Source organism: Massilia phyllosphaerae, from assembly GCF_034659755.1.
Taxonomy (GTDB): domain Bacteria; phylum Pseudomonadota; class Gammaproteobacteria; order Burkholderiales; family Burkholderiaceae_D; genus Telluria; species Telluria phyllosphaerae.
In genome coordinates this window covers 280,795-296,134 of record NZ_JAXSQX010000006.1, presented here as the reverse complement: position 1 = coordinate 296,134, position 15,340 = coordinate 280,795, and the positions used below count along the sequence as shown (strand labels likewise).

The following is a 15,340-nucleotide window of genomic DNA, read 5'->3' as shown; positions in this document are numbered from 1 at the left end:
CCCGGTGCGGCGCGGCAGCGCTCAGAACTGGGCGCTTGCCGACAGCGTCACGCTGTTCGACGTAAAGCTGCCGGTGCCGAGGGCGGCCGCGCCGCTGCGCGCCTGGTGCGCGTAGCCGGCCGACACCTGCAGCGTCGGCCGCGGCGCCCAGGTGGCGCGCAGGGTGGCGGTGCGCAGCGAGTCGCGCAGTGCATCATGCAACTGAGCCGCCGGAATCCCCGGCACGCTGTTGCCGCGCGCATTGTAGTTGCGGCGCTCGGCGACGATATCGGCATTGACCCGGATCTTGGCCGTGGCATCCCATTGCGCGCCGGCGCTGACGCCCTTGTTCAGGGTGTAGCTGACGATCGTGCTCTCCAGCGGCGCGAAGTCGCGCCAGACGGCGGCGGTGTACGTCATCTTGCCGTGCGGCTGCAGGGTCGCCTTGACCTTCCCGGTCAGTCCGCTGGTGGTGCCTTCGCCGAACGAGGGCTGCTTGCGCCGGGTGTGGCCGGCCAGCGCCTCGACGACCGTGACGCCGCTGGCATTCCATTTCACGCGCGCCTTCAGTTCGTCCTGGGTGAAGTCGTTGTTCAGGTTGAACGGGCCGACCGGGCGCAGGAAGGGGTAGCGGCCCTTGACGCGGCGCGCCACCAGCCCGACCGTGCTGTCGCTGCGCGCGAGGTAGTCGAGTTCGATCTCGGGCGTTTCCTCGGTGCGGTTGTTGAAGCGCTGGCTGGCGGCGTCGTACTCGTAGCGGTCGCGCCGGTAGCCGGCGCGCACCTGCCAGGCCGCATGGAAGCGGCAGCTGCCGTCGGCGTAGCTGCTGCGGGTCTTGCGCAGGTTGCGCTCGGCACTGAGGAAGTCGGTGTACGGCGCCAGCACCTGCTGGTACGACGTGCCGGCCTTGCCCTGCAGGCGGTTGCCGAGCTGCCAGTACCAGTCGGCCTGCAGATCCTTGCCGTCGTAGTTCAGCTGCCTGAAATGGTCGAAGTCGCTCTTGGACAGCCGCGCCACGGCGGCGATGCGCTGGCGGCCGTAGGTCCGGTCGAACACCAGGCCGGCTTCGCGCGTCCACCAGGAATCCGGGCGCGTGTTGTCGAAGCCCGGATTGCCGTCCGGTACGCGCAGCAGGTTGTCGTCATGGCCATAGGCGAGGCTGGCGACCAGTTGCAGGCCGTTGCCGGGCCCGGCCCCGGCCGGGGTGGCGGCGGCAAGGCAGGCCAGCAAGGGAAGCGAACGATGTAGCGCACGACGGCGTGGGTTCGGCATGATGGCTCATCTTCAAGTAAAGATGCGGGACCATGGAAACTGTCCCGAACGCCTGGGCTGCCGGGAAAGTTCCTACCAGTACGACCAGTTGCCGGTCATGAGCACCCAGACCCCCAGCAAGCCATTGGTGACGGCATGCGCGAGGATCGGCGACCACAGGTTGCGATGGCGCATGTACAGCAGGCTGTACGCTGCACCGGCGACGATACCGGCCAGCCAAAGGTTATGCTCGAACCCGAACAGCAGCACGGTGATGACGAAGCTTTTGAGGCCAAGTTGAGATGTCTCAACGGCCTCAAAGTCGGGATCCACGATCCAGCGCATCAGGAAAGAACGCCAGAACAATTCTTCCATCACGGGCACGACCAGCGCCGCCCCGGCGATGCGGATCGCCACCAGCAGCCAGTCGATCCGGCCGCCATCGCGCGGATCGAAACCGGGCGCCGCACCGACGCTCATCCAGCCGGCGTTCAGGCTGACCCACAGCACCAGCACGACGATGCCGCTGACAATGGCCGTGAGCGCCGCGGGCAAGCGCAGGCGCAGTGGCTTCAGTTCATGGTACTGGCGCCAGAACAGCGCCAGCAGCAGGACGACCACGCCGATCTTGACCGGATACAGCCAGCGCAGCGGCCCGGGCGCCACGCCCAGCCGCTCGAGCACGTCGGCAATGACGAGGAACAGCATGTAGGCCGCAAACGGCAGGATGCGCACCCAGGCCGCGCGGTTGAGCATCGGCGCGGCGCCTGTGGCCTGGGCGGGGCTGGCCGCCGCGGCGTAGCGGTCGTCATGCTGCGTCATTTCACCTCATTGATGGACAGGTTGGCGGATCATTCGCCCTTGGCACGCGCCTCCAGGATTTCCCAGCGCTCCAGCGCCTCGAGCAGCAATTCCTCGATCTCGGCATTGCGCGCATTGATGCGGCGCGCGTCGGCGGGATTGGTCTTGTAGAAGTCGGGGCCGCTCAGCATGGCCGCGATCGCCGACTGCTCGTCTTCCAGGCTCGCGATCAGCTTGGGCAATTCATCCAGTTCACGCTGATCCTTGTAACTCAGCTTTACCTTTTTTGCAACAGGTGCGCTCGGCTCGGGGGCCGCGGCGGCCTTGGCGGCGGCCGGCTTGGCCGGCTGCGCGGCGGCGGACTGGGCCGGCGCAGCGGCGCGCACGCGTTCCCAGTCGCTGAAGCCGCCGACGTATTCGCGCCACATGCCCTGCCCTTCGGACACGATCACCTCGGTCACCACGTTGTCGAGGAAGGTGCGGTCGTGGCTGACCAGGAACACGGTGCCCGGATAGTCGGTCAGCAATTCCTCCAGCAGTTCCAGGGTCTCGATATCGAGGTCGTTGGTCGGTTCGTCCAGCACCAGGCAGTTGGCCGGCTTGGCGAACAGGCGCGCCAGCAGCAGGCGGTTGCGTTCGCCACCGGACAGCGATTTCACCGGCGAACGGGCGCGTTCCGGGGCGAACAGGAAGTCGCCCAGGTAGCTCATCACGTGCTTGCGCTGGCCGTTGACCTCGACCCAGTCGGAGCCCGGCGAGATGGTGTCGGCCAGCGAGGCCTCCTCGTTGAGCTGGCTGCGCATCTGGTCGAAGTAGGCCACGTTCAGCTTGGTGCCGAGCTTGACGGTGCCGCTGTCCGCGGTTTCCTCGCCCAGGATAATCTTCAGCAGGGTGGTCTTGCCGGCGCCGTTCGGGCCGATCAGGCCAACCTTGTCGCCGCGCAGCACGGTGCCGGTGAAGCCGCTGATGATGACCTTGTCGCCGTAGCGCTTCGACACGTTGTCCAGTTCCGCCACAATCTTGCCTGAGCGCTCGCCGGTACCGACGTCGAGCCTGACCTGGCCCTGCTGCTCACGGCGCGCGGCGCGCACCAGGCGCAAGGCTTCGAGGCGGCGCACGCGGCCTTCGTCACGGGTGCGGCGCGCCTGCACGCCCTTGCGGATCCAGACTTCTTCCTGGGCCAGCACCTTGTCGAACTTGGCGTTCTCGACTTCCTCGTTGGCCAGCAGTTCGGCCTTGCGTTCCTGGTACTTGGTGAAATTGCCGGGGAAGGACAGCAGCTTGCCGCGGTCCAGCTCGACGATGCGCGTGGTGACGTTGTCCAGGAAGCGGCGGTCGTGGGTGATGAACAGCACCGAGCCGCGGAATTCGCGCAGCAGGCCCTCGATCCACAGGATCGACTGGAAGTCCAGGTGGTTGGTCGGTTCGTCCAGCAGCAGCACGTCCGGACCCGACACCAGCGCCACGGCCAGCGCCACGCGCTTCTGCATGCCGCCCGACAGCGTCTTCATCTGGGCGTCGCCGTTCAGGCCGAGGCGGCCGAGCGTGGTCTCGACCTTGTTGTTGAGATTCCAGGCATCGGTCGCATCGAGCTTGACCTGCAGCTCGTGCATGCGCTCCATCAGCGCGTCGTCGTTGCCCTGGCCAAACTGGCCGGTCAGCGCGTCGTACTCGGCCAGCATCGCCTGCTGGTCGCCCATGCCGCCGGCTACCGCGTCGAACACGGTCGACTCCGGATCGAACGCCGGCTCCTGCTCGACGTAGGCGATCTTGAGGCCTTGCTGCTGCACCAGCAGGCCATCGTCGAGTTTGGAGCGGCCCGAGATGACTTTCAGCAGCGACGACTTGCCGGTACCGTTGCGGCCGATGAGGCCGACGCGTTCGCCGGTCTCGAGGGAAAAGTCAGCGTGGTCGAGCAGCGCGACGTGGCCGAAGGCCAATTGTGCAGAACTAAGAGAGATGACAGCCATGATCGTGTGCGGGACCGCGGCGTCAGCGGACGCGGTCGGAAACAGTAAATGAAACGCGCATTGTACCGACTGGCGCGGCATCCGGAACGGGAAAGCGTCGGCGAAGGCGCCGTGGACAGGCGGGGAGGAAGACGGGAGCTGGTGTCGCCAGCAGGAATCGAACCTGCATCTAAGTCTTAGGAGGACCTTGTACTATCCATTGTACTATGGCGACACACGCAGTCAGCTATTCTACCTGACAGACGCCGTGGCCACAATCTTGCCGTCGCCCGCCTTCCCTTGCGCTGCCGTCCAGCGGCATACGCCTTGGAGCACCTAACAAAACCTCCATGGCTGCGTTGCATCGTCTCGCCGTACATTCGTACTGTCTTCGACGCTGCGCCTTGCCCTGAAGGTTTTGTTAGGCGCTCTTATTCAGCGTGTCATTCAAACCGATAATATCGATTCTTGTTTTATTGAAATCGGTACGGACGGCAAGCCCGATCCGCCCAATCCCGCATGTGCCATTTCAAAAAAATCACATATTCAAAAAGCGCATATGCTATGATTTTTATTTATAATCTGCACCAATCTTTAATTTGTGTTATCCCAAGCATTCATAAGTAGTCCGCTTTAGATTATCCCGAGTGTAATGCAATTGTAATTTTCGTGTAATGCGAGTGTCAGGCGCCCCCGTGTAATGTGGCGCCACCAATCCGTTACTTGGCAATCTGCATTTTTTCTCCAGGATTCTTATGAATGCAACAACCTTAAAACATGACGTGCCAGCAGGCATTGTCGTTTTCCTCGTGGCACTGCCTCTGTGCCTGGGTATCGCGCTGGCATCGGGTGCACCGATGTTTGCCGGTATTATTTCCGGCATCATCGGCGGTATCATCGTCGGTTTGATCAGCGGTTCGCATACCAGCGTCAGCGGCCCTGCCGCCGGCCTGGCGGCCGTGGTACTGGCCTCCATCACCAAACTCGGTGCATTCGATATCCTGTTGGTGTCGGTCCTGATCGCCGGTGTATTGCAATTGGTAATGGGCGTCATGCGCGCCGGTTTTATTGCCAATTACATTCCATCGAACGTGATCAAGGGCCTGCTGGCGGCAATCGGCATTCTGCTGATTCTCAAACAGATCCCGCATGCATTCGGCTATGACAGCAATTATGTCGGCGACACGTCCTTCGCACAGGCCAATGGCGAAAATACGTTCTCGGCAATGCTGAATAGCTTCAGTGCCATCACGCCGGGTGCCATGGTCATTACCGCGCTGTCGATGCTGGTCCTGATCTATTGGGACAAGACGCCGATGAAGAAGATCAAGCTGCTGCCGGCACCGCTGTTCGTGGTCGTCCTCGGCGTGCTGCTGAACATGGCGTTCAACAGCTTCTTCCCGGCCCTGCAGATCCTGCCGGCGCACCTGGTCGACATCCCGGCCGTCGATACCAACAACCTGGGCGCCTACCTGCAGCTCCCGAATCTCGCCCATTTGTCCAACCCGGACGTCTGGACGGTTGCCGTGACCATCGCCATCGTCGCTTCGCTGGAAACGCTGCTGAACGTCGAAGCCGTCGACAAGCTCGATCCGCACAAGCGTGAAACGCCGCCCAACCGCGAACTGGTTGCCCAGGGCGTCGGCAACATCTTCGCCGGCCTGCTCGGCGGCCTGCCGCTGACCTCGGTCATCGTGCGCAGCTCGGTCAACATCCAGAACGACAACCGCACCAAGGCCTCGGCCGTGCTGCACGGCGTGCTGCTGCTGGCGAGCGTGGTGCTGCTGGCCCCGACGCTGAACATGATCCCGCTGTCGGCACTCGCCGCGATCCTGATCGTCACCGGCTACAAGCTGGCCAAGGTGGCGCTGTTCCGCGACATGTACAAGAAGGGCTGGTCGCAATTCCTGCCGTTCGTGATCACCATCGCCGCCATCATCTTCACCGACCTGCTGATCGGCGTGCTGATCGGCCTGGCCTCGAGCCTGTTCTTCCTGATGCGCAGCAACTTCCGTACCCCGTTCTCGATGGAACAGTACCGCCTGCACATCGGCGAAGTCATCAAGCTGGAACTGCCGAACCAGGTGTCCTTCCTGAACAAGGCCACCATCAAGACCGCGCTGTGGGACATCCCGGCCAACTCGAAGGTCCTGATCGACGCCAGCAACGCCGACTACATCGACGAAGACGTGCTGGAAACCATCCAGGACTACCGCGTGGCCGCCGCCGAGCGCAACGTGCTCCTGAACGTCGTCGGCCTGCGCGAGAAGTACCAGCACCACGACAGCATGGAATTCGTGCCGTTCCTGGACAAGGTAACCCGCGATAACCTGCAGCCCGCCCAGATCCTGCAGTTGCTGCACACCGGCAACGAACGCTTCCGCGCCGGCCACGTCACCACGAAGTACTACCAGCACCAGGTCGAAGCCACGGCCGGCGGCCAGAACCCGATGGCGGTGATCGTCAACTGCATCGACTCGCGTACCTCGCCGGAAATCATCTTCGACGCCGGCCTCGGCGACCTGCTCACGATCCGCATCGCCGGCAACGTGATCAACCGCGAGATCATCGGCAGCCTGGAGATCGCCCACAAGCTGGGTGCCAAGCTGATCGTGGTCAAGGGCCACTCGAGCTGCGGCGCGGTCGGCCTGGCGCTGGCGAACGAAGCGGCGAACAGCGTCGGCGCCATCACCGGCAAGATCCGCCGGGCGGTCGACGATTGCGGTTGCGGCGCGCATGCACCCCAGGGTGCCGACGCCAAGAAGGTGCTGGACCAGGTCGCGCGCCAGAACGTCGAGAATTCGCTGGCCGACATCATCGAGGGCAGCGCCTTCCTGCGCGAGAAAATCACGCGCGGCGAGATGGGCCTGGTCGGCGCATTCCACGACATCGCCACCAGTACCGTGCATTTCGGCGAACTGGTCAAGTCGTCGGACTTCGACCGCTATCGCCGTGACCCAGCGAATCTGGCGGCCTGATCGATAGCGAAGGCCATCAAGACACCTAGCGTGTCTTTGCGAACCCGGCAGTGCCCATGGCCTGCCGGGTTTAGTGTTAACTGGACTATTGACTGCTGAAATTTCCGATGGATGCAGTCAGGATGGCGCCACATGTGGTTTTATGCCCGTCGTAGGCGACCGCGATGCCGTCGATGACATGCGTCGGATCGCCTTCGGCAACGGTGCATTTGTCGTGGCCCTTGATAGGACAACTGCACACGTCGCCGACACAGGCGACCGGGATGCCGTCCACTGTGAAATGGGTTGCGCTTACGCTCACGACCTTGCCGCCGTGAGACGTGGTATCACCGAGGCGAATCACGTTGGGCATTGCCTACCCTTTCTCAGGGGGAAGAAGCCTCAGGACTTGGACCGTCTGCACTCGTTTCATCCATAGCGTTTTTAATAGTAGAAAGATCACTAGATGAAACATGTGCAATCGCAGCTGACTGTGCCTCAGTGTCCGCACAAACAGGTGAATCATCATAGCTGGCAAGTTTCCAGACTGTCGCCATACTACAAGCTGGTTGTTCACCCTTGAACTTCTGCCATAACGATGGCTTTCCATATGTAACCAAATGGGGCATCTGTTCACCGGCCTTGATATGTTGACGCTGGCCCGCTACTCGACCATGTGATTCATCAGGCTCCCACCAGCCGGTTTGAGGGCAGACGCGACCGGTTGCAGCAAGTTCGCCTAGAGGAATGCGTGGTTTCATATCGGCGCCGGAACTCTTGACCGTTATAACAGTTGTTGGTCGCAGGCGAATCGTGCTTGTGATCTTATCCCAGACTGCTATTGCTTCTTCGTCGGTCAGACTGGCTTTGGTTGCACCGGCCACGTTGTCGGCGACTCCGGTCTGCATGCGTACATCTGCGTAGGGTTTCATTGGATCAGACGGTACCCCCCGAAAATCCATACCGAAATCATGAAACGAATGTATATCTCGCTGTTCTGCCGAGCGTGATAGGGCTTCAAAACCGTCAATCCAGCCATGAATCTGACGTTTTCCCTTTCGCAGATATTTGGTTTTTAGCTGCGGGTGGTTAGGATCCTCCGCCCTCAAATTCGTCTCCAACCTTTCAAGCTGCCATTTCAGCGAGTTACTTTCAGTGTGATGAGGATTCGACGGCCCCACAAAAATCGAGAGATGAGTATCGGGGAATTCGCTAAGCCGGAAGCCGATACGAATTAGAGCCTGAGATTGCTCGCCATCACTTCCAGGCTTATCCGGAAGGAAAGCGTATTCAATGCAATTGCCAGGCTCGACTGGCACTTCGTTTTCGGTACGTCGCCGGAGACGTTGCGCGATGCTAGTTATATCTGCGATCGCTTGGTCTTTTTCTTCTCGCAAGGGACGGCTACTTATCACAACTCCGTCATTGTTCATCCTAAAATATCCGTTGATTCTAAGATCATCAATAGATTGAAAATCCTCATAACCAGTTATAATTTTCCCTTCAGGTTGAGCCATGATGCCCACGGATAGCAATAAAGGCACATCATCGTGATTAATGGCCTTTTCGCTTTTCAGATCATCGATGAATTTTTGAGCCAAATTATTTACTTCATCTGCGCCCGCAGGATAAACCTTCACGCTCAGCGGTATGTCAACATTACCCCACACGACAGTTGACGATGCAGGCACATCGACCATAAACCGCCCAAAGCAGACCGTTTTAGTTTTCTCGAACACAGTTTGCAAGCGGGGTGTAAGTGCAGTCATATTTCGTGTCGTCCATTCTTTTGGATTGTCTTCGCAGGCAGCCAACAGCAGAACCGGAAAGGCCATAGAGGCGAGGCACATGCATTTAATGACGGACAAATTCATAATTTTGCCTTAATCATTTCCACGTTGCACTCTGGGCAATCCGTACGATGCTGTACAAGGTCGATGCGATTGCCCGGGGATCTTGGTAGCTGCCTTGATGCTCGTAACCAGTCTGACGGAACACTCCCTTAAATATGCCACTGCTCAGTTGATAGTCGGCGGATCTGGCTGGTACGGTTTGATCACCTGGTGATGAGGCTGGCAGAATAGTGGCGCGGATCGGAGCGGACATCTCATCGTTATCTTTAACCGGTCGAAGCGCTTTATTATTAGGGCTAAAGGGATCCCAACGAACCAATTCAAGTTTTCCTTGTCGGGTATCGCTTAAGATCGACCAGTTCTGCCAGCCAGTAGGGTCGACACAATTCTTGTCAATCTCCCATATAACCTCACCGAAACTTTTCCTTTTTCGGTCGACTCCATAATGTGCGTAGCTGTTTGGATGAAATGTCTTGGCGATGTTTTGATGGAAACTCTGGGCACGATTGAGATAATTGCATGTCCGTTTAAATGTTCCGCCCCCATCTCTTGCCGGCATTCCAGAAGGATTGATCCATTCTTCACGAAAAAGTGCATACCACGCGCCGCGCACCTTATAGATTTCACCATACGGATCGCCCTGCTTTGGCCAGGACTCCAAATCACGGCCGTTATACATGACGCGCAACCAGCCATTGCCATAGCACTCCGTAGGCAATAACTCCATTCCACCCTGCGCATTTGCCAAGACCGCCGTCACTTCGTCGCCATGGTTGCCAGCTACCTTTGCAGTAAGGCTATCTTTCGGACTTCTAAGCAGGCCTGGATCCTCGAACCCCGCTCTCATGCGGCTATAAGCGGCTGGGGCACCAATAGCAGGCATTACGCCATGGACAATACCTAAGATCTTATCCTGCAGGTTCCCGTATTTGGGGTGGATTAAAGCCCGACCAACCAATCCTCCCATAGAATGGGTCACGACGATAACCTGATTGCACTCATAGCCAGACTGGTTCAGGTCATCGATTACTTTCTTGATTCGGACTGCTATTATTCTGGCGCTATCACCGTTGGACTGCAGCCAGTTATAGCCAAATGCATACACGGCAAACCAGCAACCGGTAGCAACCTTCTTGAGCTCATCTTCAGTCAATGCCTGCTGCGGCAGCTTTGGATCAAGGCCCCAGACAACCGGATCTACCCCAACGACATCGCGCCACTCCTGCCGTACCTTACTTTCGAAAAAAGTATTATTGAGGCGCATCTCGAGATGTTGCAACAACTCTCCGTAGCTTTTGAAAAACACTTCGCCCCAGCCCCGCTCTCGCGCCTTTTGTACAGCAGTACGCCTATTCTTTGCGGTTAGCGGGTCATCGGTGAGTAACGGAGAACGAAAATTCTTGTCGAGACTCACATTGCTGTGTCGACCGTCAGCGCTGATTTCGGAAGGTCCGGCCGGATCATAAATATCAACCGAGGTCTGCAAAGGATCTAATCGCAGTTGACGTTCGGACGGTTTTTCATTCGCGGCGCTACTGATGTTACCAGGGCCTAGGGTATCGGGCCGCCAAGCGATATTGTCATTCCTACGCGTTTCTTGCTGCCGCTGCGCACTAATGCGAAGATTCGATCCCATAATCCCCGGCAGGAAGATTACCGGCAGCACCCGCGTGGGTAGAAACCTAGCGCACTGGGGTTTCTTATCCTGCTTTGGTGTCGCAAACCCTTCCGCTTTTCGAGCGGTGCTGTTGTTAAGTTGTGCGGGCAATGGGTGCTCAGCAGTCGTCATCGTATTTATCCTTTGAAGTTAGTCTTCAAGCACCTCGATGCTGTAGCGCGCAAAAGGAATGGTGCTGGTAAAACGTTCGGTAAACCCGTTGACATCAGTACTGCCCTCGAAGATCCGTCCTTCTTCGGTAGTTATCCGGTAGCGTTGATTCTTCATGGGTTCATCCGTGCCCATCCAACGTAGAACGGTCTGCTGGTCGTGCACCGCCTCACTGACCGGCGGCTTGACGATGGCCGGTGTGCCACCGCCTGGTTTGACATGTGCGAATTTCGACGATTTGATGGTGTGCTCGCCACTGCTTTGCTGCGTGATGGCGCCACCACCGATCTCCACTTGAGCACCTTGCGCCACGAAGCGCAGCTTGGGTGCCTGCAGCACAATTTCGTCAGTGGCGGTCAAGACGATGCGTTTGGAGGAAGTGACTTCGATGTCGTCAGTATGGGTCTGCAATTCCAGTTTGCCGCTGGCGGCGATGAGCTTGATGCCAAGGCGATGGGCGAACAGGCTGATATTTTCCGATGCGCGCGCCAGCAATTTTCGGCCGACCGAGAGCTGGGTGTTACCGATACTGACCATATCGAGATGCGTCTGCGCACCGATCGCGATATTTTCCTGGCTCGTGACCGCTACACCCGCAGGTGCAGACAGCGCTACCACAGGTTGGCCGCCAGTACCCGTAGCTTTCTTTTCTGTATTGCTGCCGGATTCCCAATCCCTCAAATAACCGATCAGTTGTTTGAGTTCCTTGTCATCGGTGTCGTCCGCGTAATGTGTCGAAGCCAGCTCGGCCAGTTGCTGTTGTACGCCTTGCAGCGCTTCGACTAGACCCGTGAGTTCCGCACGGTCAAGCTGTTTGCCGCCGGCACGCTGACGCGCAGCAGCGCTGATGAGCACACCTTGCGCGCCGCGCACTGCTACAGCATGGTCGCTGCGCAATTCCGCCCCTTCGCCGCGTGCTTCCCCTTTGCCCTCGCTACGTGGGTGGGTAAGCCACCCGAGATTCAATTCGCTATGTCCGTGCTGGGAAGACAGCTGCGCATTGATCTGTCCCGGTGTGTCGTCCAGGCGCAGCTGGTTGTAGCGGGTACCCTGCACTTCTTTGCTCTTGACGCCGGCCAGGTACTTGTTACCGGGCAGTGTGCCGGTATGGCTGAAGGAGGGCGGCGGCGCCGTGCCGCCATAGACCCGGGCCACGATGATCGGCTTATCGGGGTCGCCTCCCAAAAAATCGACCATGACCTCATCTCCGACACGCGGCAGCATAATGGTCCCCCATTGATTGCTAGCCCATGTGCTGGCCACGCGTACCCAGGCGGAATCGCGGTCGCTATCGCTGGCGCCGGCATCCTGCGCATGGCGATGGTCTTCCGCCCTGGTACCTGGAAAGCGCACCTTGACCCGGCCATGTTCGTCACAATGCACTTCTTCGCCAGAGGGGCCGACCACGATGGCACTCTGCAGTTGTGGACGAGGCAGGTCGATGCGGGCATCGAAAGCGGGCACGATCGGGACACCGCGACGCACGCACGAGAAGCGATTCGTATAACGCATGCCACGTTCCGCGCTGGCTTGTCGCAATATGTTCGCAGCGGCACCATCATCCCAGCGGTTAAGCGCAAACAGTCGCTGTATCCGCTCATCGAGCGTCTTGGGAAGATTGTTTTCCGCGTCGACTTCCAGGCTCGTGATGACGAATTCGCGTTCTTTCTCAGGATGTAGATCGATTTCAGGATGGCCGCTCAAACCGATCCACTGCCCGACGCACAGCGCACGTACACTGCCCTCGCCATGAAAGCATTTGGACTCGTACTCGCGCCGCTTCATGCGCAACTCGCCGAGATCCCGATAATCGTTACCATCCGCTCCCGCATGCGGCACATCCACCAGGTAGTCGTCGAGGCTAGCTGCCATCCGGTTGCCCATCGTACCCTGGTCGATGCAGGATGGCGTATTACCCGACATTGTTCGGCCCAGTATGTAATCCCAGCTCGAACGACTGATCTGGCCCGGCGCCAGTTTGCGTACAGGACTCCAACCAAAAATCGTATCGCTCTGCTCGGTACCGTCATCCCGGTGATAGCGGATGGTGCCAGCCGCATTTTGCGGCAACGTGAATGCGTCATCGAACAGTACCAAGGTATGGCCGGGCATATCCTGACTTTGTGTATGGCTGGATTGACCGGGTCGTATGAACCACGCAATGCCACGCCGCTTCCATAACCGACGCAGGAAATCGGCATCGGACTCGTTGTGCTGCATTGTGAATTCCCGCGCTGGGTAGTTACCGGTTACGGAAGACCAATCCACTTCAAAAGTTTTTGCCAGCACCGAATTGTTTCGACGCCATTCGTCCAGAATGACCTGGGTAATATCCAGTTCGTTCTGGTTGCGGAAGACACGGGTATTTGTGCGGTACGCGATCAGCGCCAACACGTCGCGCACTACCAATTCATAGCTTGCGAGTCCACCGTCGCTCTGGCCTGCAGCAGCTTGCGCCACGATCCCACACACGGCACGCAAATCGCCGCGGTCAGTCACAAACTGGAGTTCAACCGGCAATGCGATAAACTCCTTTAACGACAGATCAACTCTCGTCGATACGCAAAAAAGCCGGTATTCCAGCCCACCGCACAAAGTTTCACTGCCGGTAACACGTTTGACCAACAAAACATCGTCGAGCACGCGCTTTTCTTGCCACAGCCGTAAATGGATTGGACGATTCGCCTCGGTCAAGCCGGCCGGTCCCTGGATTAAATCCTTAAGGTTCATTGGACACCGTGGTTTCGGCAATGGTGAGGAACCAATGGTACGTAACCGCAGTGGCAATATCTTTGATACTGTGGTGCTCTTGCGTTAGATCATTATTAGTTTGGTGGCTGTGTGTGGGAACGTCCACATGCTTTCTTCTCCCACCATTGTCAACATGGCAGATATCCGCGAAGGATTTATCGCATGTTAGCGCGGTACAGGCTCGGAGCTTGTCTTCGGGAGTTCAACATGGGTGCTCACCTGCGCCGAAGTCGTTCCCGGCGGTCCCAGGCACTACGGTTCAGGCGTTATCGCCTACGGCGTCAAGCGCCGGAATTCCACCACCCACACCAGCGGATTGGCATCCCAGCTTCCCGAACCGTTGATCCCTTCCCACACCGCCCGGTACGCCCGCACGGGGTCGCCGGCCGCCGGACCGCCGGCCGCCGGATCGCCGGCCGCCGGGTCCCCACCTGTCTCCACCCCTTCCGCCAGCGCATCGGCCACGCTCACCGCCTGCAGTCGCTCGACGCGCACGGCGACGATCTCGAGCAGGATGCGGCTGGCCGCGCGCGGCATGAACAGGGCCGGACGGCTGTGCCAAGCCGGCGCCGCGGCCATCCGCTTGGTAGCGCCAGGCCAGCCCGCGCGCCCGCGTGAGGTCGGTGAAGAACCACTCGTCGCGCCCCTTGGCGGCGTTGTGGCGGGTCTGCCAGTGGCCGAAGGCGGCGAAGCGTTCGCGCACCCACAGCAGGTCGCCCGGCTGCCCGAACGGATTGCGCAGCAGGGACAGGTCGGCGCCGTCCGCCGGCTGCGGACGCAGCGCGCGCCGGGTCTGGGTCTTGGTGCCGGCCAGCAGGGCCGCCACCATCGGTGCCGAAAACATGATCCCGCGCGCTGGCCGGACGCCGGATGCGGATTCAGGCCCAGGCACTGGCATCGATCGCGGCGACCGCCTCCAGTTCCGGCTTGCCGAACAGGTAGCCCTGCATCAGGCGGATGCCGGCCGCGGCCAGGTAGTCGCGTTCGGCCGGGGTCTCGATGCCTTCGGCCAGCAGCGCGATGTCCATGCCGGCGCACATCGTCTGCACGCCTTTCAGGATCGCCTGGCGCGGCTTGCTGGCATCGATGCCGCGCACCAGGTGCATGTCGAGCTTGAGGATGTCGGGCTGGTAGTCGGACAGCAGTTCCAGCCCGGCGTAGCCGGCGCCGAAGTCGTCGATCGCGGTCGAGAAGCCCATCTCGTCGTAGGCGCGGATGATGCGCACCAGGTGGTCGCGGTTCTGGACCCGCTCGCCCTCGGTCACTTCGAAGATGATGTTCTCGACCGGGAAGTCGCACTCGCGCGCCACCGCCAGCGTCGAGCGGATGCAGGCGGCCGGGTGGTAGACGGCATTCGGCAGGAAGTTGATGGAGATGCGGTCGCGGATGCCGAGGCGGGCGGCGCTGCGCACCGCGCCCACGCGGCAGGCCTGGTCGAACAGGTACAGGTTGTCGCGCGTGACGCGGCGCAGCACGGCGGCCGCGCCTTCGCCGTTCGGACCGCGCACCAGGGCCTCATGGGCGATGACCTTGCGCGCGGCGACGTCGACGATGGGCTGGAAGGCGAAACGCAGTTCGAAATCGAGCTTCTGTCCCTGGCGGCACTCGGCACACGCTTGTACGTCGCTGGGCGGAATGGACTGTACGGATAGCATGATGATGACCCCGACCGTAAAGCCACAGTATCCGTAAAACGCGGAAGCGGCGGCGCGGGATTGCGCCCCGCCTGCCGCGCGCCTGCAGTGCGGCTCAGCAGGTGCCGCCGGCCACTGCGGTCTGGCGCAGCACCGCGGCCAGCGCCGCGTCGAGCGCCCGTACCGCCCTTTCCACGTCGGGCGCGCCGGCGCCATCCAGTGCCGCCAGGCCGTCCGCCGCGCCATGCAGGCCGAGCGTGGCGCAGCCTTGGCGCAGGCGCGCCCCCGGGGGGCCCGGCCGCGCCCAGGCGGGGGGGCGGGGGCCGCCCCCCCCCGG

At 60.2% G+C, this 15,340-nt stretch carries 10 protein-coding genes, 1 tRNA gene and 1 pseudogene; 1 reads left to right on the top strand and 11 read right to left on the bottom strand.

What is annotated here, in order from left to right:
* Positions 1–21 precede the first annotated feature (21 nt).
* The 4 genes from epsL to U1H99_RS22560 form a co-directional block, all read right to left on the bottom strand.
* Positions 22–1,251, bottom strand: coding sequence for an XrtB/PEP-CTERM-associated polysaccharide biosynthesis outer membrane protein EpsL (gene epsL, locus U1H99_RS22575; protein ID WP_323143952.1), 1,230 nt, complete (start codon positions 1,249–1,251; stop codon positions 22–24).
* A gap of 72 nt (positions 1,252–1,323) precedes the next feature.
* Positions 1,324–2,052, bottom strand: a complete 729-nt coding sequence (locus U1H99_RS22570) for a CAAX prenyl protease-related protein (RefSeq protein ID WP_323143951.1) — start codon at positions 2,050–2,052, stop codon at positions 1,324–1,326.
* Between the two features lie 29 nt (positions 2,053–2,081).
* Positions 2,082–4,001, bottom strand: a complete 1,920-nt coding sequence (locus tag U1H99_RS22565) for an ATP-binding cassette domain-containing protein (protein WP_323143950.1) — start codon at positions 3,999–4,001, stop codon at positions 2,082–2,084.
* Positions 4,002–4,140: 139 nt separating this feature from the next.
* A tRNA-Arg gene (locus U1H99_RS22560) sits at positions 4,141–4,215 on the bottom strand.
* 520 nt (positions 4,216–4,735) lie between these two features.
* Between U1H99_RS22560 and U1H99_RS22555 the strand changes: the two genes are divergently transcribed.
* Positions 4,736–6,958 carry a bifunctional SulP family inorganic anion transporter/carbonic anhydrase gene (locus U1H99_RS22555; protein ID WP_323143949.1) on the top strand — a complete coding sequence of 741 codons (2,223 nt, stop codon included), beginning with the start codon at positions 4,736–4,738 and terminating at the stop codon, positions 6,956–6,958.
* Between the two features lie 85 nt (positions 6,959–7,043).
* Here U1H99_RS22555 and U1H99_RS22550 read toward each other — a convergent pair whose 3' ends face one another.
* The 7 genes and pseudogenes from U1H99_RS22550 to U1H99_RS22520 form a co-directional block, all read right to left on the bottom strand.
* A complete protein-coding gene (locus U1H99_RS22550) occupies positions 7,044–7,310 on the bottom strand; it encodes a PAAR domain-containing protein (RefSeq protein WP_323143948.1) in 267 nt (88 codons plus the stop codon).
* 13 nt (positions 7,311–7,323) lie between these two features.
* Entirely contained in the window at positions 7,324–8,811 is a 1,488-nt protein-coding gene (locus U1H99_RS22545) for a T6SS immunity protein Tli4 family protein (RefSeq protein WP_323143947.1), read from the bottom strand.
* A gap of 13 nt (positions 8,812–8,824) precedes the next feature.
* Positions 8,825–10,579, bottom strand: a complete 1,755-nt coding sequence (locus tag U1H99_RS22540; RefSeq protein ID WP_323143946.1) for a Tle4 family T6SS lipase effector — start codon at positions 10,577–10,579, stop codon at positions 8,825–8,827.
* Between the two features lie 18 nt (positions 10,580–10,597).
* Positions 10,598–13,348 carry a type VI secretion system Vgr family protein gene (locus tag U1H99_RS22535; RefSeq protein WP_323143945.1) on the bottom strand — a complete coding sequence of 917 codons (2,751 nt, stop codon included), beginning with the start codon at positions 13,346–13,348 and terminating at the stop codon, positions 10,598–10,600.
* Between the two features lie 294 nt (positions 13,349–13,642).
* On the bottom strand, positions 13,643–13,906 hold the full coding sequence (locus tag U1H99_RS22530) for a hypothetical protein (RefSeq protein ID WP_323143944.1): 264 nt from the start codon (positions 13,904–13,906) through the stop codon (positions 13,643–13,645).
* Positions 13,907–14,247: 341 nt separating this feature from the next.
* On the bottom strand, positions 14,248–15,024 hold the full coding sequence (locus U1H99_RS22525) for an EAL domain-containing protein (protein WP_323143943.1): 777 nt from the start codon (positions 15,022–15,024) through the stop codon (positions 14,248–14,250).
* Positions 15,025–15,118: 94 nt separating this feature from the next.
* Positions 15,119–15,340 (bottom strand): annotated as a pseudogene (locus U1H99_RS22520) (hypothetical protein); the annotation flags it as partial.

Bases quoted from the DNA above. Each gene is read 5' to 3' on its own strand.
- epsL (WP_323143952.1), bottom strand. From the start codon at position 1,251: ATGCCGAACCCACGCCGTCGTGCGCTACATCGTTCGCTTCCCTTGCTG.
- U1H99_RS22570 (WP_323143951.1), bottom strand. From the start codon at position 2,052: ATGACGCAGCATGACGACCGCTACGCCGCGGCGGCCAGCCCCGCCCAG.
- U1H99_RS22565 (WP_323143950.1), bottom strand. From the start codon at position 4,001: ATGGCTGTCATCTCTCTTAGTTCTGCACAATTGGCCTTCGGCCACGTC.
- U1H99_RS22555 (WP_323143949.1), top strand. From the start codon at position 4,736: ATGAATGCAACAACCTTAAAACATGACGTGCCAGCAGGCATTGTCGTT.
- U1H99_RS22550 (WP_323143948.1), bottom strand. From the start codon at position 7,310: ATGCCCAACGTGATTCGCCTCGGTGATACCACGTCTCACGGCGGCAAG.
- U1H99_RS22545 (WP_323143947.1), bottom strand. From the start codon at position 8,811: ATGAATTTGTCCGTCATTAAATGCATGTGCCTCGCCTCTATGGCCTTT.
- U1H99_RS22540 (WP_323143946.1), bottom strand. From the start codon at position 10,579: ATGACGACTGCTGAGCACCCATTGCCCGCACAACTTAACAACAGCACC.
- U1H99_RS22535 (WP_323143945.1), bottom strand. From the start codon at position 13,348: ATGAACCTTAAGGATTTAATCCAGGGACCGGCCGGCTTGACCGAGGCG.
- U1H99_RS22530 (WP_323143944.1), bottom strand. From the start codon at position 13,906: ATGCCGCGCGCGGCCAGCCGCATCCTGCTCGAGATCGTCGCCGTGCGC.
- U1H99_RS22525 (WP_323143943.1), bottom strand. From the start codon at position 15,024: ATGCTATCCGTACAGTCCATTCCGCCCAGCGACGTACAAGCGTGTGCC.